22 protein-coding genes are annotated in these 23118 nt (G+C 42.2%); 10 read left to right on the top strand and 12 right to left on the bottom strand.

The window, feature by feature from the left end; all coding sequences use genetic code 11:
- Positions 1-209 precede the first annotated feature (209 nt).
- The 7 genes from rsmG to rpmH all read right to left on the bottom strand — a co-directional run bounded on the left by rsmG (position 210) and on the right by rpmH (position 7374).
- The gene (gene rsmG, locus E5987_RS10915) at positions 210-860 is read right to left on the bottom strand and encodes a 16S rRNA (guanine(527)-N(7))-methyltransferase RsmG (protein ID WP_160336113.1); all 651 of its coding nucleotides are present in this window, start codon (positions 858-860) and stop codon (positions 210-212) included.
- On the bottom strand, positions 850-2772 hold the full coding sequence (gene mnmG / locus E5987_RS10910) for a tRNA uridine-5-carboxymethylaminomethyl(34) synthesis enzyme MnmG (protein ID WP_160336112.1): 1923 nt from the start codon (positions 2770-2772) through the stop codon (positions 850-852). Before mnmG ends, rsmG begins: the two co-directional genes overlap by 11 nt.
- A 20-nt stretch (positions 2773-2792) precedes the next feature.
- Positions 2793-4184, bottom strand: coding sequence for a tRNA uridine-5-carboxymethylaminomethyl(34) synthesis GTPase MnmE (mnmE, locus tag E5987_RS10905; RefSeq protein ID WP_160336111.1), 1392 nt, complete (start codon positions 4182-4184; stop codon positions 2793-2795).
- A 567-nt stretch (positions 4185-4751) separates the two neighbouring features.
- A complete protein-coding gene (gene yidC / locus E5987_RS10900) occupies positions 4752-6449 on the bottom strand; it encodes a membrane protein insertase YidC (RefSeq protein ID WP_160336110.1) in 1698 nt (565 codons plus the stop codon).
- Positions 6439-6753 carry a membrane protein insertion efficiency factor YidD gene (gene yidD / locus E5987_RS10895; RefSeq protein ID WP_160336109.1) on the bottom strand — a complete coding sequence of 105 codons (315 nt, stop codon included), beginning with the start codon at positions 6751-6753 and terminating at the stop codon, positions 6439-6441. Before yidD ends, yidC begins: the two co-directional genes overlap by 11 nt.
- Complete coding sequence (locus tag E5987_RS10890) at positions 6746-7192, bottom strand: ribonuclease P protein component (RefSeq protein WP_160336108.1); 447 nt, start codon at positions 7190-7192, stop codon at positions 6746-6748. Before E5987_RS10890 ends, yidD begins: the two co-directional genes overlap by 8 nt.
- A gap of 41 nt (positions 7193-7233) precedes the next feature.
- The gene (gene rpmH, locus E5987_RS10885; protein WP_008810341.1) at positions 7234-7374 is read right to left on the bottom strand and encodes a 50S ribosomal protein L34; all 141 of its coding nucleotides are present in this window, start codon (positions 7372-7374) and stop codon (positions 7234-7236) included.
- A 271-nt stretch (positions 7375-7645) separates the two neighbouring features.
- Between rpmH and dnaA the strand changes: the two genes are divergently transcribed.
- From dnaA to E5987_RS10845, 8 genes are all read left to right on the top strand, one after another.
- Positions 7646-9007 (top strand): chromosomal replication initiator protein DnaA, encoded by a 1362-nt coding sequence (gene dnaA / locus E5987_RS10880; RefSeq protein WP_160336107.1) that lies wholly within the window; start codon positions 7646-7648, stop codon positions 9005-9007.
- Positions 9008-9018: 11 nt separating this feature from the next.
- Entirely contained in the window at positions 9019-10224 is a 1206-nt protein-coding gene (gene dnaN / locus E5987_RS10875) for a DNA polymerase III subunit beta (RefSeq protein ID WP_237178814.1), read from the top strand.
- Between the two features lie 33 nt (positions 10225-10257).
- Positions 10258-12771 carry a DNA topoisomerase (ATP-hydrolyzing) subunit B gene (gene gyrB, locus E5987_RS10870; protein WP_160336106.1) on the top strand — a complete coding sequence of 838 codons (2514 nt, stop codon included), beginning with the start codon at positions 10258-10260 and terminating at the stop codon, positions 12769-12771.
- Between the two features lie 743 nt (positions 12772-13514).
- On the top strand, positions 13515-14216 hold the full coding sequence (locus E5987_RS10865) for a BON domain-containing protein (RefSeq protein ID WP_160336105.1): 702 nt from the start codon (positions 13515-13517) through the stop codon (positions 14214-14216).
- A gap of 63 nt (positions 14217-14279) precedes the next feature.
- Positions 14280-15032: an ABC transporter permease gene (locus E5987_RS10860; RefSeq protein ID WP_237178813.1), complete on the top strand. Its 753-nt coding sequence runs from the start codon at positions 14280-14282 to the stop codon at positions 15030-15032.
- A 35-nt stretch (positions 15033-15067) separates the two neighbouring features.
- Positions 15068-15760 carry an ABC transporter ATP-binding protein gene (locus tag E5987_RS10855; RefSeq protein ID WP_237178812.1) on the top strand — a complete coding sequence of 231 codons (693 nt, stop codon included), beginning with the start codon at positions 15068-15070 and terminating at the stop codon, positions 15758-15760.
- Positions 15761-15780: 20 nt separating this feature from the next.
- Entirely contained in the window at positions 15781-16716 is a 936-nt protein-coding gene (locus E5987_RS10850; protein ID WP_160336103.1) for an ABC transporter substrate-binding protein, read from the top strand.
- Positions 16716-17240: a hypothetical protein gene (locus E5987_RS10845; RefSeq protein ID WP_202074621.1), complete on the top strand. Its 525-nt coding sequence runs from the start codon at positions 16716-16718 to the stop codon at positions 17238-17240. Before E5987_RS10850 ends, E5987_RS10845 begins: the two co-directional genes overlap by 1 nt.
- Here the strand turns inward: E5987_RS10845 and lipA are convergent.
- Genes lipA through E5987_RS10820 form a run of 5 tightly spaced genes read right to left on the bottom strand, consistent with a single transcriptional unit; the run spans position 17211 to position 21145 of the window.
- Positions 17211-18161 carry a lipoyl synthase gene (lipA, locus tag E5987_RS10840; RefSeq protein ID WP_160336102.1) on the bottom strand — a complete coding sequence of 317 codons (951 nt, stop codon included), beginning with the start codon at positions 18159-18161 and terminating at the stop codon, positions 17211-17213. The two genes, E5987_RS10845 and lipA, sit on opposite strands and share 30 nt — an antisense overlap.
- Before the next feature lie 2 nt (positions 18162-18163).
- Complete coding sequence (gene menA / locus E5987_RS10835; protein ID WP_160336101.1) at positions 18164-19126, bottom strand: 1,4-dihydroxy-2-naphthoate octaprenyltransferase; 963 nt, start codon at positions 19124-19126, stop codon at positions 18164-18166.
- Entirely contained in the window at positions 19126-19701 is a 576-nt protein-coding gene (lipB, locus tag E5987_RS10830; protein WP_202074620.1) for a lipoyl(octanoyl) transferase LipB, read from the bottom strand. The genes menA and lipB overlap by 1 nt, the downstream gene beginning before the upstream one ends.
- A gap of 54 nt (positions 19702-19755) precedes the next feature.
- Positions 19756-20052: an HP0495 family protein gene (locus tag E5987_RS10825; protein ID WP_160336099.1), complete on the bottom strand. Its 297-nt coding sequence runs from the start codon at positions 20050-20052 to the stop codon at positions 19756-19758.
- Positions 20045-21145: a hypothetical protein gene (locus E5987_RS10820; RefSeq protein WP_160336098.1), complete on the bottom strand. Its 1101-nt coding sequence runs from the start codon at positions 21143-21145 to the stop codon at positions 20045-20047. The genes E5987_RS10825 and E5987_RS10820 overlap by 8 nt, the downstream gene beginning before the upstream one ends.
- 123 nt (positions 21146-21268) lie before the next feature.
- On the opposite strand from E5987_RS10820, the gene E5987_RS10815 reads away from it, so the two are divergent.
- Together E5987_RS10815 and E5987_RS10810 are read left to right on the top strand one after the other, a co-directional pair.
- Positions 21269-22051 carry a biotin--[acetyl-CoA-carboxylase] ligase gene (locus tag E5987_RS10815; protein WP_160336097.1) on the top strand — a complete coding sequence of 261 codons (783 nt, stop codon included), beginning with the start codon at positions 21269-21271 and terminating at the stop codon, positions 22049-22051.
- Positions 22048-22839, top strand: coding sequence for a type III pantothenate kinase (locus E5987_RS10810; RefSeq protein ID WP_160336096.1), 792 nt, complete (start codon positions 22048-22050; stop codon positions 22837-22839). Before E5987_RS10815 ends, E5987_RS10810 begins: the two co-directional genes overlap by 4 nt.
- Positions 22840-23118 lie beyond the last annotated feature (279 nt).

The raw sequence follows: 23118 nt of genomic DNA, 5'->3' as shown, positions 1-23118 counted from the left end.
TTTTGTCTGCTCAAAAAATGATATAACCCTCTGAATTAAGAGGGTTTTGTTTCATTTTTACAAACTAAAGACGAGAAGAAGTGAAGAATACTTACTAAGTAATGATGAATTAACACAACAAGAAACTTTGTCTTCAACACTGTTAACTGAAAGGCCTTGCGACTTCAGCAAGGCCTTTTGTTCAGTACTTAAAGTTAACTTCAACTTTATTATTTTCTACTCAATACAACCAAATGTCTTTCCGAATCAACATTCGGAATTTCTACTTTTCTGATTTCAACAACCTTAACAAAATCCGGGATTTTCTCAATCTCTTCTTCAGGGAGTTTTCCCTTCATGACTATCCAACGTCCGTTTTTGCTTAGATGTTTCTCAGTTAGGTTTATAAAAGTTGAAATAGAAGCAAATGCACGAGACGTAATTAAATCGAATTTTTCTTCCGGACAATATGATTCAACTCTCGCATTTACCGCCTGAGCATTCAACAGTTTTAAGTTGATGATGACCTGGCTAACAAAGGCTATTTTCTTTGCCACTGTATCTACTAAAGTAAACCTGAAATTTGGCAGTAGGATAGCTGCAGGTATTCCGGGGAGCCCGCCGCCGCAGCCTACATCCATTACGCTGGTTTTCCCATTCGGTTGCTCAAACTCTTTCAAGAGAGGAATTAAAGTAGCAGAGTCTAACAAATGCTTATCAATAGCTTCCGTTTCATTATTGATAGAAGTGAGGTTATATACCTTGTTCCACTTCAACAGCAGTTGAAGGAACTTGTCCATCTTTTCCAGGTTCACTTCATTAACCGAAAGATGCAGCGCCTTAAACCCTTCAGAAAGTCTCTCAAAGTTCTTATTCTGCATTTTTTGCACCATTGCTGTTATGTCTCTTGATATATACCAGCAAGATAGAAATTGCAGCCGGTGTTACACCTGATATCTGCAGAGCTTCACCCAAATTCCTCGGTCTGATCTTTTTAAGTTTTTGAGTCACTTCAAAGGATAGACCCTTGGCTGAATCATAATCAAAATTATCAGGAATTACCGTTTCCAAACGCTGGAGATTTTTCTCAACTTCTTCTCTTTGTCTGTCTTCATAACCTTTGTATTTAATCCGCGTAACCAGCGTATCGGCTAAAGAAGAATCTAGATACGGTGGATTAAGAACTGATTCACCGTTTTGCATCTTTAGTTTTGTCAGATCTGTGTATACAAGCTCCGGCCTTCTCAGTAAGTTATACAGATTCGCTTCTTTACTTAAATCTTCTCCTAAAACGGATTCAACTGAAAGAGCATCTAATACGCCCGGATTTATCCAGATCGATTTAAGTCTTTGTGTTTCTTGTTCAATCAATTCTTCTTTTCTGCAGAAAAATTCCCAACGCTCTTCTGATACAACGCCAAGCTTATACCCAACTTCAGTAAGTCTCTTATCAGCATTGTCCTCACGAAGACTCAATCGAAATTCCGCCCGTGATGTGAACATTCTGTAAGGCTCATTAACACCTTTCGTAATCAGGTCATTAATCATCACACCAAGATAACCCTCATATCTCCTGACAACGAACGGTTCTCGCCCTCGTATGGACAGAACCGCATTGACGCCGGCCATCAGCCCCTGTGCTGCCGCCTCTTCATAGCCGGTTGTTCCATTTACCTGGCCGGCTAAAAACAGATTTGAGAATTCCTTACTTTCTAAATTATCCTTCAGGTGTGTTGGATCGTAATAATCATATTCAATCGCATAGCCAGGTCGAATGATATGTACATTCTCCAAGCCCTTTATGGAATGTATAAAGTCGACCTGAACATCGTACGGAAGACTGGTTGAGATACCGTTAGGATAATATTCATAGGTATTTAGTCCTTCTGGTTCCAAAAATACGTGGTGAGAGTCCTTTTCGCTAAAACGATGAATCTTATCCTCAATCGAAGGGCAGTATCTTGGCCCGATTCCCTCAATCATCCCCGTATATAAGGGTGAGCGGTCCATATTCCTTCGAATAATGTCATGCGTTGAGACATTAGTTGATGTGATCCAGCAAGGAACCTGGTCAGGGTGATCCTCAGCACTACACATATACGAGAACACAGGTACCGGGTTCGAATCGCCAAGTTGCTCAGAACAGCGACTGAAATCGATTGTTCTTCCATCCAGTCTAGCAGGAGTTCCGGTTTTCAAGCGTGATCTTGGCAACCCTAGCTGCGCAAGATCGACCCCTAATTCAATAGAAGCGGGATCTCCGCTTCGACCTGCTGAATAAACTGTCTCTCCGATAAATACCTTGCCGTTTAGAAAAGTTCCCGAACATAAAACTACCGCTTTAGAATGAACCTCAATACCAGATCGAAGATATACACCCTCAACGGCATGACCGTTCACGATCAAACCGTTTGCAGCTTCTTCTATTAAATCTAAGTTTTCAATCGATTCGATACGCTTACGCATCTCAAATTTGTAAAGTCGGCGATCGATCTGCGCACGGGTTGCACGAACTGCCGCCCCTTTTGAAGCGTTTAATACTCGAAACTGAATACCTGAAAAATCAGTAGCTTTAGCAATTAATCCGTCTAACGCATCAACCTCTTTCACGAGATGACTTTTTCCGATGCCTCCTATTGATGGATTACAGGATTGCTGACCTAAGTTATCTAAATTATGTGTTACAAGCAGCGTCTTCGCCTTCATTCTTGCGCACGCTGCTGCCGCCTCAATACCGGCATTACCACCGCCGATAACGATGACATCGTATTTAATTGGATATAAATAACTCATAATGTTTCACGTGGAACAAACTATTTACCGATACAAAATCCGCTAAAAATCTTACCTAGCAGATCATCTGAAGTTGTCTTACCGATAATCTCTCCCAGATTATCCGAACTCTCTCTAAGCTCTTCTGCAAACAACTCTAATTGTGGATTATTGGATTTTATAAAATCTGAAGCTTGATTTAGATGTAAGGAGGCTGCTTTTAAAAGGTTTAAGTGTCTCTCTCTTGCACTATAGACAGAATAGTTATCTGTGACTCCAGATAATTTAACAAGCGCATTTTTGAGTTCCTGTAATCCTGCACCCGTGACAGCAGAGGTTGAGATAACTGTTTCACGTGAAACAATGGAAATAGAATGCTGCGAACTGTCTAATAGATCGGATTTATTGAAAACGCGAATAACAGGAACATCTTCTTTTTTTATAGTGTGTAACAAGTCATCCAGTTTTTTATGATCCTCGTCATTAAGCGACGTTACATCCAATATCTGCAGAACAATATCAGCATTGGAAATTTCCTGCTTACTTCTCTCGATACCGATCTTCTCAATTGCATCATTAGTTTCTCGAATACCGGCTGTATCAACAAAATGAAAGAGAACTCCGGAGATATTAATCGAAGTTTTAATTCGATCCCGTGTAGTGCCTGCAATATCGGAAACGATTGCAACTTCTTCTCCGGCTAGCGCGTTTAATAAGCTAGATTTCCCCACATTTGTTTCTCCAATTATCGCAACTCTTAAACCATCCCTAAGAATTTCCCCTTGTTTTGCATTTTTTATAATATCTTCAAGATGTTTTTTTATTGATTCAATTTTGTCTCTGGAACCGTACTGATTAATGAAATCAATTTCTTCCTCAGGAAAGTCAAGCATCGCCTCAACTTCAACTCTGAGGTTAATAAGCTCATCATTTAGCTTGCTAATTTCCTTAGAGAAGTCTCCTCTCAGTGAACGAGAGGCGGCTTTGACTGACTGCAGTGTTGAAGCTTCTATGAGATCCGCGGTGGCTTCAGCCTGAATTAAATCAATTTTTCCATTTAAAAAAGCCCGCTCTGTAAACTCACCCGGATTCGCGAGTCTCAGACCTAAATCTGAGAAACGATCTAGAAGTTCGTTCTGAATAAACTCTAATGAAGCCCTACCGCCATGTACTTGAATTTCAAGTACAGATTCGCCGGTATAAGAAAATGGTGCTGCAAAGAAAATGACAATGCCTCTGTCAATAATTTCGCCATCTTTATCGTGAATCGGAAGTAAGTATGCATACCTGCTTTCCAGCTTCTTACCGGAGAACAGCTTTGAGGAAATTTCCGTCACACTTTTCTGAGGTCCGGAGAGTCTCAATATTCCGATACCCGCATTACCGTTCCCTGTAGCTATTGCTATGATAGGGGTCGATTTGGAATCTGACATTCACAACCTTTTATATGAGTTTGAAGAACAATAAGAACGAAGCCGAAAAACTGCTCGGCTCGGTTCTCGCTGTGCTCTTTGCAGTGCCGATATCTGCTTATCTTGGCAGCATGTTTGGAGATACTTACAATGCTAGAGTAACGGTTTACCTATGTATCCTTAGTTGGACCATACTAGGTTCCGTCGTCCTGTTTATTCTCACAAGCAAAAGTAAGACCGCTTCAGCAAAAAGTATATTTCTGTGGATTATAAGCGTTTGGGTTTGGCCCCTTCCTCTCATCGGATACTTGATACGGAGAAAAGCATAGTAAGATGAACCGATGATTCTTCAAAGACTGGATAAGAATCTTATCGCCAGAGAATATTAGATCAGAGCAGCGAAAGTCCATCTTGTAAACGAGATTCAGATTAAGTAGTAAACCTTGGCGAACTAGGTTAGAAAAGCTGTTATTCCGTCGGAGAAATAGAACCGATGAAAATGACTTCGCTGTCTCAATGATTATTTTTACTACCCAGAAAAAAAGGGCCCCTGATTAAACAGAGACCCTAAGCTATGAAATCTATAAATTAGTTGGTTTGCTTCTTAATTCGATCCGCGGCAATCTGCTTGTTGACAAGGTATTGCTGAACAATCGAAAGAATATTGTTCACCAGCCAGTAGAGCACAAGACCGGAAGCAAAGAAGATGAACATGATGCCGAAGACAAACGGCATGATAGCCATCATTTTTGCCTGAACAGGATCAGGAGGAGTCGGATTAAGCTTGAACTGAATGACCATTGTAATGATCATCAGAATAGGAAGAATGAACCAGGGATCAGGAGCCGCAAGGTCGGTCACCCAGAAAATCCAAGGAGCATCTCTTAACTCGACTGAAGCCAGAAGCACCCAGTAAAGAGCGAGAAAAACCGGCAGCTGGAGCAGGATAGGAAGACAACCGCCAACAGGGTTAATCTTCTCAGTCTTGTACATCTCCATCATCGCCATATTGAGACGCTGTTTATCATCTCCGTATTTTTCCTTAAGGGCCTTCATTCTCGGACCAAGATCTTTCATCTTCGCCATAGAGCGATATCCGGCAAGTGAAAGCGGATAAAGCACAGCTTTAACAATACAGGTCAGTAAAACGATCGCCCAGCCCCAATTCCCAACAATTCCGTGAAGGAAAGAAAGAAGCCAGTAGATCGGTTTAGCAAGGAAAGTCAGCCATCCGTAGTCAACTACCAGAGAAAGTCCCGGCGCAATTGCATCAAGTCTTGTCTGATCCTGAGGACCGGAGTACAGAACAGCGTCCATTGTCTTAGAACTGCCGCTGGGAATGGTGTTGATCTGCTCAATAGAGCCGATGGCGTAGAGTTTATCTCCGACTTTTCTTGTGTAGTTTTCGCGTTCAACTCCGGGAGTAGGAACCCAGGCGGAAACAAAGTAATGCTGAATCATAGCGATCCAACCGTTGTCTGCCTTAGCTTGGAAATCTCTGTCCCCGTCAGCGATATCGCTAAACGACACTTTCTGAAATTTTTCCTTATCTGTGTAGACTGCAGCACCGGTATAAGAGTTAACCATGGCGCCTTCACCTTCAGGCTTATCGCCGTCACGAGTGAGCTGGAAATAAATAGAAGGTGTAATGTCATTACCGGTGTTGTTAACGACCTCATGACTTACTTTAATGCCATAGTGACCGCGTTCAAAGGTATAAGCCTTAATGACTTTAACTCCGCCGGATTCGCCTTCAAATTTAACAGTAAGGGAGTCCTGACCATCTGCAAGCTTCAGCGGACCGGGAACAAGTTTAAATGCAGTCTTATGTGTAGGGTAAGGACCGCCGATCAATCCTGTCTGAGCAAGATAAGTGCGTCCTTTTTCCTGAGTGAAAAGGACAACATCTTTCGGAGCCTCGGGTTTATTGCCAAGAACCATGCCGACAAGGCCGGTATCAGTCCAAGGAGTAGTCTGTTTTTCTTTCCTCAGTTCAGAGCCGACAATAACCGCTCCTGTAGGATCGATAGACAGGTTTAAAAGATCCGTCTCAATATGAACTAAATCAGCTTTGGGAGCAGCAGCAGTTTCTGTAGGAAGTGCTGATGCTGTACTGGCCTGCGGTGTATCCGCTGAGCCCTGTGGAGCTGAGACGTTTTGAGTCTGTTGAGTTTCGGGTCCGAATAACGGCGGTTTTCCGTTGTAGACTTCCCAACGGTCATAAAGCATAAAAGCCGATAAACCGAAAAGAATCCATAGGAGGGCGCGTTGAATATCACTTCCCATGATTTGTGTTCTCTAATTTGGATTGAAAAATATAGTTTGATGAAGCGCTATTGCAGTCGCTGTTTTTGCACCAGCATCTCCAACGAAATTTCTCAGGAACTTCATCAATTCCACTCCCGCCAAAAGGCTGGCACCGCAGTAAACGAAACAACGTCAGCCAGCACCCTTTCACAGCACCGAATCTTTCAATCGAGGTGTATGAGTAGTGGGAGCAGGTAGGAAGAAATCTGCAGTTATGACCGACTATTGGTGAAAAAATAAGTTGGTAGCAACGGATTAATGTAAGAAGAAACAGCTTAATCACCAGTCTTCTCCATCCGTAAGGAAACTAATTTTTCAACAAGTTGTTCGAGCAAAATTCGGCAGTCTTCCCTCATTTCTTGTTTAAGTGAATCCCGGTAAGGGGTGCGAAATAAAGTAGACGGAAGCGGCGCTTTCAGACGAAAGACCACTCTCACACTGAAAGCTGAGTGCTCGTCCTCTACAGACAAACTGAGAGAGGAGCATCGAATTTCCTCTCTCAATATGCGTTTGATCAGATTTCTATCTACAGAACGCTTTGCAAAGCGTTTACCGACAGTTAACCCAACCAGGAATTTTGGTTCTTCATCGATAAGCTTTGCCTTAACTTCGAACCATTTTCCATGGAAGCGGACCAAACCCGAACCTCGTGCTCTGATAACCTCTAAAAAATCTTTAGATTTGATAATTCGAACACTTTTTGGAAAGGACTGAGTCAGCACTCCACAATCCATCTTATTACTTCGCGAGCCTCTCTAAATTATTAGAGAGCTAAAACGTGACGACCTTTACGACGACGAGCAGCAAGGACCTTGCGGCCACCGCGAGTACGGCTGCGGACGAGGAATCCGTGTGTGCGTGCACGTTTAACCTTAGAGGGCTGATAAGTACGTTTTGTTGCCATTTTTATTCCTTTTAAAGAGGCCGCGGCTGACGGCACTAAAACTAAAAGTGATCACCTGATGCGGTCAACGAACAGGCAATTTTGATAAACCACATATTAGACTTCATTTGCAGTTAACTTGTCAAATAGAAAGAGAAATATTTTGTAATTACTTTCATTTACAGCCTTCCCACGGCACCTCTCCAAAGAAGAATCAGAAGACTACATAAGGTACAATCATTGTTTGGATTTTTGATAGAAGCAGAATTGTCTGCATAAGAAATTAGATTAAATGCGAGAAGTTTGGGAATTAACTTTAGCTTCCTTGAGAGACAGCTACCCCACCGAGGTCTTCGAACCTTGGTTTGGAAGATTAGAGTACGTCGAAAAAGATGACCCTAATGAACTTGTACTGTGCGCTCCGTCTTTCATTCATTTAAAACAGCTGAAGTCTCAGTATCAGAGCGAAATCCAGAAAAAGGTGGATGAGATTGCCGGTCGACCGGTTCAACTAACCTTTATTGTTAAGGATCCTAACGAAGGAGCTGCTCGTGCGCAGTCTTCACAGGAATCGGAAAGTCATTCTGATGAACATGCTGATATTAATCTTCTTGCTAGAAAATCCGGTCTTCATGACGGACTGACATTTGAGACATTTGTTACCGGTAATGCAAATCGTGTTGCAAGAAGCAGCGCTGAATTAGTTGCGCAGTTTCCGGGAGAAAAGTACAACCCGTTTTTTATCTATGGGGCTGTCGGTCTGGGAAAAACTCACTTAATGCATTCAGTCGGCAGAAAACTATTGGAAAACAATCCGCATCTAAAACTGCTTTGTATTTCTGCCGAACGTTTCATTAATGAGGTTGTTGATCTTTCCAGCGGCGGTCGTTTATCCGACGAAAAGATTAAGAAGTTCGATAATAAGTATCGGAATCTGGATGCGCTGCTGATCGATGACGTTCAGTTCCTATGCAAACGAGGCGGAACGCAGCAAAGACTTTTCAGTATCTTTGAAGCTCTCCTTCCGAAGAATAAGCAAATTATTCTTACCTGCGATACCTATGCCCGACAGCTTTCCGACTTTGATGAAAGGCTAATCTCGAGACTTGGAGCAGGGCTGTCGGTTTCGATAGAACCTGCAGAATTTGAACTTAGGGCCGCGATTTTGTTGGAGAAGGCAAGACAGCAGGATGTCCATCTTCCTTTAGAGGTGGCTTATCTTATTGCCAATCGATTGAATACGAATGTCAGAGAGTTGGAAGGAGCACTAAAAAACGTCATCATGCGCGCAACTGTTTTCAATCGACCGATCACAGAGGAGCTTGCTAAAGAAGCTTTGCAAGGTATCAGCGGAACGGGACGAATTTCTATAGAGAACATTCAGCAAACCACTGCTGAACACTTCAATATCAAGATTGCTGACATGCATTCAAAAAGCCGAGTCGCAAATGTGGCATATGCCCGCCAGATCGCGATGTACCTGGCTAAGGAGCTGACTCAAAAAAGTCTGATTGATATTGGAAACGCTTTTGGCGGAAGAGATCACACGACAGTGCTTTACGCTGTGAAAAAAATTACTAAAGAGCGTGCTCAGAAACAAGAACTGAACCACACTCTTCATTTAATAGAACAAGCATTAAAGAATTGGAATTAACGGGAGCCACGATGGAAAATAATCTGGAAAACGACCTTACCGAAGCAACAGGAACCGCAGGGACGGAAACTATGTTTGCAGAACCAGCTGAAGCTGCTCCCGGCACTCCTGTACTCTTCATTAACGGAAGCAAAGAGAATATCTTTAAACCTATTCAGAACGTAAGCGGTGTTGTCCAGAAGAAGCAGCCGCTTCCGATTCTCTCCAATATCTTGCTGGCTCAGGAAAATGAGAATGTCACATTTACAGCAACAGATCTGGACATTCAAATCAGAACAAGCTCTGCAATCGGTACGCCTAACTTCAGAGTTTCAACGACAATATCATCCAGAAAACTGAATGATATTCTTGCTTCTCTGGTTGATAACAGTGAGGTTTCTTTTACAAAGAAAGGAGAGCACGTACTTCTGACTTCAGGAAGGAGCCGCTTTGAACTGCAGACTCTTCCGGCAGAAGATTTTCCGTCAATGAAGGAAGTGAAGCTGGAAAAGGCGTTTTCTATGCCTTGTTCCCGCTTTAAATATCTCCTAAGCATGGTCTCCTTTGCATGTGCCGTCAACAACGTTCGTTATTTCCTTAACGGGGTTTATATTTGCTCCGAAGGTACATCCGTACGGGCTGTTGCAACAGACGGACATCGTCTCGCTCTTTGTGATGTCGATGCTGATCAGGCTTCCGAAAAGAAACTTGACTCAATTATTCCGAGAAAGACTGTTAAGGAACTAACTCGTTTAGTTCCCGATTCCGAAGACGAAATCACTGTCTACATGGCGGAAAAACAAATCAAATTTACATTTGCCGGTGTTGAAATTCTTTCCAAACTTGTTGAAGGAAGGTATCCGGATTACCAAAAGGTCATTCCGGTCGACAACGATAAAGAATTCAAAGTATCCAGACAGGAACTTCTTTCTTCTCTTCAGAGAGTATCCATTCTCACCGCAGATAAACTCAAAGGCGTCCGTTGGAATCTTTCGTCCGGCGTTATCAATGTCGCTGCGACAAATGCCGATATGGAAGAAGCGGAAGACGAGCTTGAAGTCGAATATCAGGGCGACAGCATTGAAATCGGTTTCAATGTGACCTATCTGATCGAAGTGCTGAATGCTCTGAAAAACGAAACAGTCAGAGTATCTCTCGGTGGTCCGCTTAGCTCTGCATTGATCCGCATGCCCGACAGCGAAAAATTCAAATTTGTCGTCATGCCAATGAAGATTTAACGGGCTGATAGCTCCAATTTGGAATACAAAAGAATGAGTGAAACACAAGATGTCAAGCTGTCAGCTGAAGACAGCTATGGTGAAGACGCTATTCAAGTCCTCGAAGGACTGGAAGCTGTAAGAAAAAGACCCGGTATGTATATTGGAGACACCTCTGACGGTACCGGTCTCCACCATTTAGTTTTTGAGGTCGTTGATAACTCTATTGACGAAGCTCTTGCCGGCTACGCGGATCACATTAATGTCACGATCAACCGCGATAACTCTATCTCCGTTGTTGACAACGGTCGCGGAATTCCTACTGACATAAAGATGAACGATAAGCATGAGCCTAAGAGAAGCGCTGCAGAGATCGCACTGACCGAGCTCCATGCCGGCGGAAAATTCAACCAGAACAGCTACAAAGTTTCAGGCGGCCTCCATGGCGTAGGTGTTTCCTGCGTCAACGCTTTGTCCTCCTGGTTAAAACTTATCGTCAGACGCGACGGAGTAGAACACTACCTTAACTTTGAAAAAGGCGTCCTGATTGACCGCTTAATCGACAAAGTTAATACGCCGAACGGCGTTGTTGAAGTCTCCCCGATGCACGTATCCGGTCAGACTGATAGAAGAGGCACGGAAGTTCAGTTCCTTCCGGACGCCGAGATTTTCGGAAATGTAGACTTCCATTATGAAGTTCTTTCCTCAAGATTGAGAGAACTCTCCTTCTTGAATAACGGCGTGAAGATTCACCTTGCCGACCTTAGAAAAGGGAAAGACGAAGTATTCCAGTTTGTCGGAGGCGTGAGCGGCTTCGTAGCCTACATTAACCGCGACAAGACAAAAATCCATGACAACTGTTTTTATACCAACAAAACAGTTCAGGTATCTCCAACTGAAAACATAGCTGTCGAAGTCGCTATGCAATGGACCGACGGATACAGCGAGAATTTCAGTGCCTACACCAACAATATTCCTCAAAAAGACGGCGGTACTCATGTCAACGGTCTGCGCAATGCTATGACCGCTGTACTGAAGCGGTATATTGAAGAAAACGAGTTAGCCAAGAAAGACAAAATTGATTTGGTTGGTGAGGATATTCGAGAGGGCATGACATGCGTTCTTTCGCTGAAGATGCCTGAACCTAAATTCAGTTCTCAGACTAAGGACAAACTGGTTTCATCAGAAGCGAGAGGTGCTGTAGAGCAGGTTGTCAGAGACAGTCTCGATGCCTATCTGCAGGAAAATCCTAAAGACGCGAAGATCATCTGCACAAAGATTATTGACGCGGCCAGAGCTCGTGAAGCTGCAAGAAAGGCTAGAGAGACAACTCGGCGCAAAGGTTTGCTCGGTTCTGCAGGTCTTCCCGGAAAGTTAGCAGATTGCTCCAACAGAGATCGTTCCCTCTGTGAAGTGTTCCTGGTGGAGGGAGACTCCGCCGGCGGATCTGCTAAGAGCGGCAGAGATAGAAACTACCAAGCTATTCTTCCTTTACGAGGCAAGGTTCTAAACGTTGAAAAAGCCCGCATTGAAAAAATGCTCTCCAGTGAACAGATCGCAACTCTGATTGCAGCCTTAGGAACTGGAATTGGCGAAGAGTTCAATTTAGACAAACTTCGTTATGACCGCGTGATCATCATGACTGATGCTGACGTGGACGGAGCTCACATTCGTACGCTTCTTCTGACTCTCTTTTATAGACAAATGCCTAAGCTTATTGAAGGCGGTCATGTTTACATTGCTCAGCCTCCGCTCTATAAGGTTGTCTATTCAGATAACAAAGAACGCTACATTAAAGACGAAAAAGAGCTTTACAAGCTTCTTGTTGAACAGGGAACCAAAGACACAAGACTCTATGTTTCAAAAGAAGCTTTTGAAAAGGACGAGGCGGTATCTGGAGAGCAGCTTCAAAGTTACCTCATGTCATACAACGATGCCCATAACGTCATCAATAGGTTCTCTCGTTTTGTGGACTCAAGCGTTTTAACTGCCATCGCTGCAGGCGCTGAGATAAGTCTGTCTGATGAGGAGGACGCACGCAAGTCTGTTGAATCGATTATTGAGAAGCTCACCGATCCGGATGTGGTTGTTGAACATCAGATAGTAGAGAATGTTCCGACAATTATCGTGAAGCGAACGAAGTACGGTAATGTAATTGAGACAAAGATCACTCCATCTTTCGTTGAAACACCGGACTACTTAACACTTCAAAGTACGTCAACAATATTCAAGAACCTTCTTCATCCGGGTGCCTGTCTTCTTAATCAGAAGAGAGGAAAAGAGACGATACAGCCGATCTCTAATTTTAGTGAGGTCATCGAATTTGTTCTAAAAGCCGGCAAGGCGACTGTTAAGAAAATGCAGCGCTACAAAGGGCTTGGAGAAATGAAAGACGTAGAGCTTGAAGAAACCACCATGGATCCTGCAAAACGTCGTCTTCTGAAGGTTGGTGTTGAAGATGCGGTCGCTGCAGATATGGTCTTTACAAAGCTCATGGGAGACGAGGTTGAGCCAAGACGGCAGTTCATTGAGGACAATGCACTTCTTGCAAGCAACATTGACACCTAGACTTTCTTAACTCAGAAAAGGACGGCTTTTTGGCCGTCCTTTTCTTTTAATCAGTGTCAACAGTTATAAATTAATTAGAGCTTGGTGCAGAAGGTTAAGTTTTTTCCTTACTTTTACCTTACCGGCACCAGCTGAAATGTAGACAAAAAGAGATATTTTGATCACTTTCTAATGTGTACAACTATGTTTATAAATGTTGAATAAACTGTGCAGTTATGCTTTGTGCCCAAATTATCAATATCTTCTCAACACTAATAAACGACAAATCACAGAGAAATCAACAATCTTTAAACATTATAACTTATTGTTTATATAGATAATAATATAGTTATCAACAAATTTTAAATCACTTCTAATATTAATACTCTTAATTAATTTTTATAAATTAATTAGTTATAGATACGTTAATAACTAGAAATAACTTTTCCTTTTTTAAAAAAAATCACTACCAAAGAACAAACCTATTTATCAACAGAACTAATACTACTTATTGTATTAATTACTATAAGGAGTATTAATTAATGCTTCTGTAAAAAATGTTAATAACTATATTATTCTTTTTATTATCAATAAGTTAGTTTACTAATAAGTTGTTTAAAACTTTAGTAATTCTATGTTAGTATCAGTGGAAAATTTGGATTAAATTGAACTTATATCCAGTTGTTCACAAGATATTAGTTAATTGTTAACATTTTCTAGTGAATAACTGTCTTATTTCTGGGATTATCAGCTGAGTTTTGATTATGAGTAAAAAATTACTATTAGTATCTGCAGCCTTTAGCGTCGCTGTATTGACAGGTTGTGCGCCTGTTCTCATTGGATCAGCTGCTATGACCGGTGCATCCGTAGCGGCAGACAGAAGAAGTGCCGGGGCGGTTGCAAATGATGGGCTTATTGAGACGAAATCAGCGCTTCATCTTTCACAAACGAATTTTTCCTCAAGTCATATCACTACGACCTCTTACGAAGGAAACGTATTATTGAGCGGGGAAGTCGGCACGGAAGATGATAAAGAGAAGGCGGCTCAGATTGTTAAATCTATCAATGAAGTAAATACGGTTTACAACGAATTGGCTGTTATGCCCAATTCTTCCTTCACGAGCAGAATGAGTGACTCAATCACCGCAAGTAAAATTCGTGCGGCGTTGTTGGACAATAAACAGGTGACTCTGACTTCTCTGAAGGTTGTAGTTGAACGGGGAGTTGCTTACCTGATTGGTGCGGTAACGCAGCAGGAAGCGGAAATTATCGGGAAGATTGCTTCTAAAGTCCAAGGTGTGACACGTGTTGTCTGTCTCTTTACAATTCTTACTCCGGAAGAGCTTGAAAAAAGAAAGCTGATTACTAATGACGGCTCATCCACCGTTGAGAGCGGAAGTGGATTGGAAAGCGATAGTAGTTCATCATATTCCACTGGTGCACAATCGACTCCTATCAATATGTAATTTATAATTGATAATCATTATCGATTTTATTTATAATCTTCCAAGATTAGTCTTGGAGGCCGATTGCGTAAACTTATAAATCTTATTGCCGTGCCTATGCTTATTGTTATTGCATGGGCATTTTTATCTTCGTCGGGCATATTCAGCGAATTTCTTCTTCCGACACCGGCAAAAGTATTCAAGAGTTTTTTGGAACTCTGTGAAAGCGGTGAGCTTTCACGGCATATTCTGGCGAGTTCCGGAAGGGTTTTTGGCGGCTTTTTTATGGCAGTTATAGTCGCCCTGCCACTTGCTTATTTTTTTTACCACTCTCCGGAAGCTGAAGCCAGATCGAAGCTGACTCTTGAAGCATTAAGATTTATTCCACCTTTATCACTTATTCCGCTTCTTATTCTCTGGTTAGGAATCGGTGAACCGGCTAAGCTGGCGATTGTGTTTCTTGCAAGCTTTTTCCCTATTTACCTGAACGTTTTTTCAGGTTTTAAACAGATCAACAGTGCATATGATGAGCTCTCTCAAACGCTCCGACTGACGAAACTTGAAAAATTTAGACACATTGAATTTCCTGCTTCGCTTCCTAACATATTCACAGGTCTTCGTCTTGGTTTTGGATATTCCTGGCGTGCATTAGTTGGTGCTGAGCTTATCGCAGCAACTTCGGGGCTGGGATATTTGATTGGAGATGCTAGTGAAATGTCGAGAACAGACAGAGTTTTTGTCGGAATCCTCTGTATTGCGGTGTTAGGCATTGCTGGCGATCAATTATTTCAATTTATCGGAAAGCGCTGTACACCCTGGGCGAGGAATAAATGGTAGCCGGAGTTTCCTTAGTTGATGTCTCGAAGACTTTTTTGGACGGTAAAAGAGCTGTTAGCCCTCTAAAGGATCTTTCTTTAACAGTTCAGCCGGGAAAGTTAACAACCGTACTTGGAAAAAGCGGCTGCGGAAAAACCACACTGCTGAAAGTTATTTGCGGATTAGAAAAAATTGACTCAGGAAAGATCCAATTCTTCAGAGATGACGGATCCGCTTTCGAAGATCCTAAAATTTCTTTAGTTTTTCAGGATCCGAGATTACTTCCTTGGAAGTCAGTCCGTGAAAACTTAGAGCTTGCCATTAGAACTCTGCCTGTAGCCGAACAGGAGAAAAGAGTAAATGAAGTGCTGGAATTGGTTCAGCTTTCCGGAACGGCAGATTTATACCCGGCTCAGCTTTCCGGAGGTATGGCTCAGCGTATCGGCTTAGCTCGTGGGATTATTTCAAGACCTGATCTTTTGCTTTTGGATGAACCTTTTGGAGCTCTTGACTTTATGACAAGGAGCAAGCTCCAGATGGATTTTTCAAAAATCCAAACAGAACTGGAAACAACAATGCTCTTAATCACGCATGACATTAATGAAGCCGTTCTTTTAAGCGATGATATTGCATTCATGCGTGACGGTAAAATAGCCGAATCCCTGGATATCAATTTACCTAAACCAAGAAGATACGGAGATACTAATTTATCTCAGTATCAGAAACAGCTTTTTAATTTCTTTATATAAACAACGGAGTAAATATTCAAATGAAACTTAAGTTAGTCGCGATTTTGGCAGGGATGTCCTTGATGACATCGGTTTTCGCCGCACCCAAAGAGATCAACATCGCCTATGTTAAAGCACCTTTTAATCTTCAAAATATGGTTATGAAACATAACCAAATGTTGGAGAAGGAGTTTGCAACAGACGGTATCCAGATCAAATGGCATGACATTACATCCGGTGCCAAACAGACACAGGCCATGGCTGCCGGCTCACTCGACGCCAGCGCGACAATGAACACGGCATCTTTACTGATGGCAAACGCAGCAGGAAATCCTGTGAAGATTGCAACCGGTGTTGCCCATCCGACCAGTCTCTTCGCTGTTGTCGGTAAACCCGGTCCTCAGATGAAAATCGAAGACCTGAAAGGTAAAACAGTTGTCGGACCTAAGGGTACAGTTCTTCATCAGACATTAGTAGCAGCTTTGGATAGCAAAGGAATGAGCCAGAAAGATGTGAATTTCATCAATATGGATATTCCTAAAGGCATGACTGCAATGATGGCCGGTAAGGTTGATGCAGCTCTTGTTGCCGCCAGCGGAATTATTAAGGCTAATGAGGGTGGTGCTAAAACAATTACGACTGCTGAAGGTCTTGTCCAGCCGAATTTAGTTTTCACTGTCAGCGGCAAGTTTGCACAGGAGAATCCCGAAATCGTTCAGCGTTTAGTTAAGGTTAATCGCGAAGCGCTCAAATGGATCAATGAGAACAAGAAAGAGGCACTTGAGATTGGTGCCAAGGAACACGGTATTACGCTCTCTGATGCAGAGAAACTCGCTGAAGGAAGCCATTACTATGACGTGCTGACTCAGAAAGATATCGACGAATTGGATAAAGATCAGAAGTTCCTGAAGGCGAACGGAATGATTGAGAAAGAAGTCAATGTTAAAGATCTCATTCTTCCTTCGGCTGTTAAATAATGATTAAAGATACGATTTCCGTGTATGACGATGCGGTTCTCCTGGAGATTCCGTTCAGTGCCTGTGTCCTCTATCACGGTCGGGATAGCATTGGAGGTTTGTCCTTAGGTTTTCGAATGCTTCAATGGGCTCTAAAAGAGCTTTGCGGAGAAAGAATTCCTGAGAGAAAAGAAATCTCCTTTAAGACTGCGTTTCCAGGTCCTGGGCTAAGAGACGCTGTAGAAATGGTCACAAGAGCCGTCACAAGAAAAACTTATGACGTGCTCGATACCTTTCCCACAGAAGCACCTGAAGGTGTTTACGGCCGTATGTATTTCGAAGTTTCTGTCGGAGAAAAGCAAATTTGCTTTTATTTAAAGCCGGGTGTTATTCCTGAAAAATTTGTTTTGACAGGCAGAGAAATTAAGAAGGGCTCTCCTTCAGAGATCCAGAAAAAAGAATGGAGACAGCTGAAGGACGCCCTTTCTGATGCGGTTTGGTCCATTGACGATATGTCAAGTGTTTTTGTTATCGTCAAAAAGTAGGTCATGCTGCTCATAAGCATTGTAGCTTGAGCGCACAAAGGGTCCGCTTAGACAGCTGAGAAAGCCGAGTTCTTTGGCTTTCTCAGCATATTTTTTAAATTGATCCGGGTGAACGTATCTTTTGACAGGGATGTGATGTTTACTTGGACGAAGATATTGGCCGATGGTAAGCATGGTGACATTATTTCGGCGCAGATCCTCCATTACCTCATAAATTTCTTCATCCTTCTCACCGAGGCCAACCATTAATCCGCTTTTTGTCAGACATGTTTGTGAACACTTACTCCATTCATTCAGTAATTTGAGAGAATGTTCATAATTACCGCCGGGTCTTGCTTCTTTATATAGCCTGGGTACGGTTTCTATATTGTGATTGAATACGTCAGGAGAGGCATGCTGAAGGTTTTCAAGCGCCTTATCTAATCTTCCTCTAAAGTCCGGGACAAGAATCTCGACTTTGACACCGTCAATTTTGTGAATTTCATTGACACAGTTCGCGAAATGCTCCGCTCCGCCGTCTTTGATATCGTCCCTATCAACACTTGTAATAACCACATACTTCAACCCAAGTTTTCTGGCTGCCTCAGCAACTTTTTTCGGCTCATCAGGGTCAAGAGGTTTCGGATAGCCGTGTGCAATATCACAAAAGGGGCATCTTCTTGTACAAATACTTCCCATGATTAAGAAGGTTGCCCTTCTATGGTGGAAGCACTCAGAGATGTTTGGACAGGCAGCCTGTTCGCAAACTGTTGCCAGTCCTCCGTTTTTCAAAATTTCTTTTGTTCCTGCGAACGCACCGTTTTTTATCGGAATTTTTATCTTTAACCATTCCGGCTTCTGTAATTTTTCAGCAGACGCAAACTCTTGGTATTTTTTTATTTTTAATTCTTCTCTCTGGGGATTATGAAGTTTGTTATTCATGTCTAAAAAGGAGAATTAAAGATTGATGCGTTTAAGATTTCAGGAGGCCAACTCAAGAAGGCGACTGCTATAGCTCCGAGCGTCAGAAGAAAGCCGAAGAGAAGCTCGAGTTTAATTGTTTTGAGCATTACCTCTGTAATTCTTTCCTGAGGATATTTTTTAAGATACTGGGGAAGCATGCTTGCCCGTGGAAGCACTAAAAGAACAAAGAGGAAAGGCCAGCAGTTGTGATTGAGTGGGACAAGCCAACCGATAAATACAAAGGGAAGAAAAATCATAAACATATAGAGAGCTTCTGAAACTTTTCTTCCACAGACAGCAACGAGGGTATGGCGTCCCACAGATTTGTCGTGATCAAGATCTCTGTAGTTGTTCACAAATAGTACTGCGGCTCCAAGAAGACCCAAGCTGAGACCCGGCACAAGCACAATGATGTTAAATGAGTGCGTTTGCAGCCAATAGCTTCCTCCTACGGCAAAAAGACCGTAAAAAAGAAGAACTAAAAATTCACCAAGACACGTATAAGCAATGGGTTTAGGGCCTCCCATATAGCAATATCCGCAAATGATGGAGAGGATTGCGATCAGAGCGATAGGAATACCGCCGATGATGACCAGCAGTATCCCGAAGAGGGCACAAAGCAAAATAGTAAAGCTGATAGCCTTCTTTGCAGAAGACATAGAAATCCAGCCTTCGGATGTAGCTCTGGGCAATCCCACTCTTGTTCCGTTTTCAGCCTTTCGGACGTTATATGCGTAGTCATTGACCATGTTAGACATAGCCTGGATGAGAATGGCTCCGAACAAGGTGAATAAAAAGGTCCAAAAATTAAACTTTCCGTTTAACGCAAGTGCAAAAGAAGATCCGACAAGGACAGGCGTAGCCGCAATCCAAAAAGTGCTGGGTCTCATGAAAGCGAGCCAGGCAGATAGGCTGTGGGGTGTAATTTCTTTTTTATTATTCATTAGGCAAAATACTCCTCAATTTTTTCTGTAAGTTTCTCCTCAGCTTCGTCGATAGTGATCAGAGGAGCATAGTGACTCAAGTTTACAGCCCTAAGACCTTGGTAGCCGCAAGGATCAATGTCTTTAAAGGGAGAAAGATCAGCATTTATGTTGATGGCGAATCCGTGATACGTGCAGTCATTGGTGATTTTTAAGCCAATCGATGCAACTTTAGCAAGATTTGCAAATTGTCCGAAGCCGCCGAGCAAAGGCAGATAAATACCAGGCGCGCCTTCGACTAGAGATGCATCAACTCCATATGAACAGCAGAACTCGAGAAGCATCTGCTGAATTATCGACAGATAAGCCTTTGGGTAAAGTTTCCTATTGCGAAGATTAACCAGTGGATAACATACAATCTGCCCCGGACCGTGGTAGGTAATTTTCCCGCCACGGTCAGTTTTCACAATTGGAATATTTTTTAAATCCGAACTAAGCAAAGGACAGGTAGTTCCGACTGTATATGTAGGGGCATGTTCACAAAACCAGATTTCATCCTCTGTTTCAGAATTCCTCTGTCTTGTGAAGTGCAGCATTTTTTCGAAAACAGATTGGTACGGCTGCAGACCTAGATGTCTTATTTTCACCGGTTATAGAACAAAACGAACCTTGTTGTGCGCAGTGATTTCTTTGTACAGATTATCGAGCATGTCTTGAGAAGTCGCATTAATCAAAACTCCGAGGGAAAGATAATTTCCTTTTGCGGAAGCTTTCATTTCGACTTCTGCAGCGTCGAAAGACGGGCAATGTTTTTGTATGATACTCACGATTTCCTGTGCGAATTCATCGGTTCTCTCGCCGACAATTTTCATAGGAAATTCACAAGGAAACTGCAATAGAGCAGCAGGCAGTTCTTCCGTATTTTCGTTCTTAATTTCTTCAGCCATTTCTTTTTTTAAACACCTTTTGAAAAGTATTAAAAATCAACGGGAGGAAGGATTTATCTACTCCCACATCTGAGCCGGGATAGACCGAAAAACTTTTTACGACCTTTCCAGCTTGAAGGATATTAACCTTTCCTACCGCTTCTGTTGCTTGAACTGGTGCCTTAATGAGTTCTTTTCTTTCTATGATGATCTCAATCGGTTCTTTTTTATTTTGTTTTATTTGCTCTTTTGACAGAGTGACAAAGATGTCAGAGGGCGTAATGACATCGACAGAATTTTTTATTCCCCCGGCAACCGGGATGCTGGAAAATTTATGTCCGGAAGGAAAAATTTTTGCTGTTTCAAAGTCGTTGACCGCATGCAGCAGTGCTCGAGATATTTGGTTAACTGAGGTACTTGGCTCTTCTTGAAAATTGATAACCGCAACTCTTCGAATGTTTTCAGGGTATTCAGAATTTTTTACGAATGAAATAGCCAAGCTTTGCTTTTTATTCCTTTCCCTCAATATTACGGTTTCGGAATTTCCCGAACGAACGGTCTGGATTTGCGAAGGGAGTTCCTGATCCTGGAGAAGAACGGTTGAATCAAAGAAAGAAATTCCGATATCTTGGAGGCCGTTAATAAGTTCCGTTAGGGCAACAAAAAAGCCATTCTCGGAGAATGCAATTTGATTTAAGGCTGGATTTTCTTTTTTGTCTGAGGTGTTAATGAGCTGCAGCCCAAGGATCGCTGCTTCGTCTGATTGAAGAAGAAGCATGGAGGCAATAAGCTCTTTTAAGGTGATACTTTCTCCTTGCTGAAAGAAAACTGGAGTATTTTTATCCAAGTTAGAGAAAATTGAGGGATCAACCTTGAAGGCTTTCTGAATGTCCAGTTCTTTTCGCTGAATTTTTTTTAACAGCTTAGAAGCAATATATATTTTTTGAGGAATTGAGCCGCTGATGCTTTTGACTGTGTAGGCATCTTTGCTCTCGATGATCTGTCTGCTGTTTAAGTCGTACGAAATAGCAATGTCTGAGGGCGAGCTAAAACTAGTACCTATGAAAAAAAAAGAAGCCGCTAAAGTAAAAATATTTTTTTTCCCAGAGGTCATATGAATGCAGAATCTCTCATAAACAATTGGAGTCGGCAGCAAGTGATTGAGTTTGTCGATTAAACTCTCCCAATTGATCGTTATGCTACGACATAATGAAACAATATACCTATAGTTTTAGAAATGAAAAAGTATTTAGACATCTCTCGGTGCGAAAGATTGTTAGCACCCGTTAGATTTGAGTTTCTCCCGGAAATTGATTCAACGAATGAATACTTAAAAAGGGAGGTAAAACAATCTAACAGTGTTTCGGATACTTTGGTGTGTGCAGAGCGGCAAGTTAAGGGAAAAGGCACACGAGGCAGAGTATGGTATGACTCTCCGCAATGCTGCTTAAAATTTTCATATAGAAAACAATTGCCGACTAATTTTTCTAAGTTTGCGGTAATTAGTCCTTGGGTAGCTCTAAATTTTTGTCAATATCTGCATTCAGTTGGATTTCAAACGGTAGGGGCAAAGTGGCCGAATGATCTGCTGATTAACGGCGGAAAGCTATCGGGAATGCTATTCGAAATAGTTTCAAAAGGGGAGGTATCCTATTTGATCGCAGGTATTGGGGTAAACCTTTTTTTCGATCCTAACCTAACTGAGATTAGCGGGCGAAATATCGCCTTTTTGTATGAGAAATTTACTCCCTCTATAGATGAAAGAACTGATATTCTTATTGAATTAGGAAGAGTTCTTATCGATTCTCTCGATAATATCCCGGAATCGTTCACAGATGAGGACAAGATGAGCTGGTCTGCTTGTGATGTCTTTTATCAGAAAAAGGTCAAAATCATACAAGATGGAAAAGTTGTGGACGAAGGGTGTGAAATGGGAATAGATAAGGAAGGCCGTTTGATGGTTCAAACATCTGAGGGGCTGAAGTCGATAAACATAGGCGAACTATCGGTGACTTTATGAAAAGGATAGTTGTTGATATTGGAAATACAGCCCTTAAATGGGATTACATATATGAAGTCCCACATCCAAGAGCGTTTGTGCACAGCTCGGAAACGACTTTAAATCCTGACGTTATTCGGAGTTGGGAAGAAGAAGATGTCACCGAGATATTAGGAACATATGTCTGCAGGCCTGAATTGAAAGATCAAATTGAATCTTTTATGGAAGGGAGAGGCGGCAAATGTACTTGGTTACGGACAGAAGCTGAATTCAAAGGCCCTTTTTATCTTTTAAACAGCTATGAATACCCGGAACGACTGGGTGCAGATCGCTGGTATGGCGCAGTTGGAGCAATTGCGCTTAATCCTCAAAAATCCATAGTATTAGTGCAGTTTGGTACAGCAACGACTGTCGATATGATTCGATACGAAGGCGGGAAAAATTACGTATTCGAAGGAGGAATGATTCTTCCGGGACTTAATCTTATGTATACAGCGTTGGAACGTAAGATTCCGGCAATCGCCGTTCCGAGAGGAGCTGCCAGAGATTTTCCAAAAAATACTTCAGACGCGATCAATACCGGAATTGTTGATGCTCAGCTTGGCCCTGTTTATTTTGCAATTCAACGGCTTAAAAAAACTGCTATGTCAAACGACATTGAAGTAATTTTAACGGGCGGGGCAGCCTCAATTCTTGAAAAAAGTGCGTTGGGACGGCTTCCGTGTTTTACTTTATGCCATAACATCGTTCTTACCGGAATTAAACTTAGAGCAGAGCAGGCGACTTGCAATAATTTAAAAAGCATGTAAAATGCACGCCTCATTGAACAACGCCAAGCGCTGTTCGAGATGCAGAAACAAATTTTTACATTGAATTTTCCTGTTTCAGTTGACAAGAATTTTCAGTTCTGTAAAATAGCAATTCTGCGCTTGAGAAATCAAGCAAGTTCTTTAAAAATTTATCGACGACCGATAAGAGCGGGCGCTGAAGATTTAAGCGGGTTTAGAAGACTGAATTCGCGAAGCAATTTTTAGCTCGCACTTATTGGAAGAAGGAGTAGAAATACTCCGTCAAACACCAAGAGAGTG

The organism is Parasutterella muris (assembly GCF_009767915.1).
GTDB lineage: Bacteria > Pseudomonadota > Gammaproteobacteria > Burkholderiales > Burkholderiaceae_F > Parasutterella > Parasutterella muris.
Note: the sequence above shows the minus strand (reverse complement) of the source record. Positions and strands in the feature narration are given on the sequence as shown.

Excerpts from the sequence above, each read along its gene's own strand:
- gyrB (WP_160336106.1), top strand. The coding sequence starts at position 10,258 with ATGAGTGAAACACAAGATGTCAAGCTGTCAGCTGAAGACAGCTATGGT.
- E5987_RS10845 (WP_202074621.1), top strand. The coding sequence starts at position 16,716 with ATGATTAAAGATACGATTTCCGTGTATGACGATGCGGTTCTCCTGGAG.
- E5987_RS10815 (WP_160336097.1), top strand. The coding sequence starts at position 21,269 with ATGAAAAAGTATTTAGACATCTCTCGGTGCGAAAGATTGTTAGCACCC.
- E5987_RS10865 (WP_160336105.1), top strand. The coding sequence starts at position 13,515 with ATGAGTAAAAAATTACTATTAGTATCTGCAGCCTTTAGCGTCGCTGTA.
- lipA (WP_160336102.1), bottom strand. The coding sequence starts at position 18,161 with ATGAATAACAAACTTCATAATCCCCAGAGAGAAGAATTAAAAATAAAA.
- dnaN (WP_237178814.1), top strand. The coding sequence starts at position 9,019 with ATGGAAAATAATCTGGAAAACGACCTTACCGAAGCAACAGGAACCGCA.
- dnaA (WP_160336107.1), top strand. The coding sequence starts at position 7,646 with ATGCGAGAAGTTTGGGAATTAACTTTAGCTTCCTTGAGAGACAGCTAC.
- E5987_RS10825 (WP_160336099.1), bottom strand. The coding sequence starts at position 20,052 with ATGGCTGAAGAAATTAAGAACGAAAATACGGAAGAACTGCCTGCTGCT.
- menA (WP_160336101.1), bottom strand. The coding sequence starts at position 19,126 with ATGAATAATAAAAAAGAAATTACACCCCACAGCCTATCTGCCTGGCTC.
- E5987_RS10850 (WP_160336103.1), top strand. The coding sequence starts at position 15,781 with ATGAAACTTAAGTTAGTCGCGATTTTGGCAGGGATGTCCTTGATGACA.
- mnmE (WP_160336111.1), bottom strand. The coding sequence starts at position 4,184 with ATGTCAGATTCCAAATCGACCCCTATCATAGCAATAGCTACAGGGAAC.
- mnmG (WP_160336112.1), bottom strand. The coding sequence starts at position 2,772 with ATGAGTTATTTATATCCAATTAAATACGATGTCATCGTTATCGGCGGT.
- rpmH (WP_008810341.1), bottom strand. The coding sequence starts at position 7,374 with ATGGCAACAAAACGTACTTATCAGCCCTCTAAGGTTAAACGTGCACGC.
- E5987_RS10810 (WP_160336096.1), top strand. The coding sequence starts at position 22,048 with ATGAAAAGGATAGTTGTTGATATTGGAAATACAGCCCTTAAATGGGAT.
- yidC (WP_160336110.1), bottom strand. The coding sequence starts at position 6,449 with ATGGGAAGTGATATTCAACGCGCCCTCCTATGGATTCTTTTCGGTTTA.
- E5987_RS10820 (WP_160336098.1), bottom strand. The coding sequence starts at position 21,145 with ATGACCTCTGGGAAAAAAAATATTTTTACTTTAGCGGCTTCTTTTTTT.
- rsmG (WP_160336113.1), bottom strand. The coding sequence starts at position 860 with ATGCAGAATAAGAACTTTGAGAGACTTTCTGAAGGGTTTAAGGCGCTG.
- lipB (WP_202074620.1), bottom strand. The coding sequence starts at position 19,701 with ATGCTGCACTTCACAAGACAGAGGAATTCTGAAACAGAGGATGAAATC.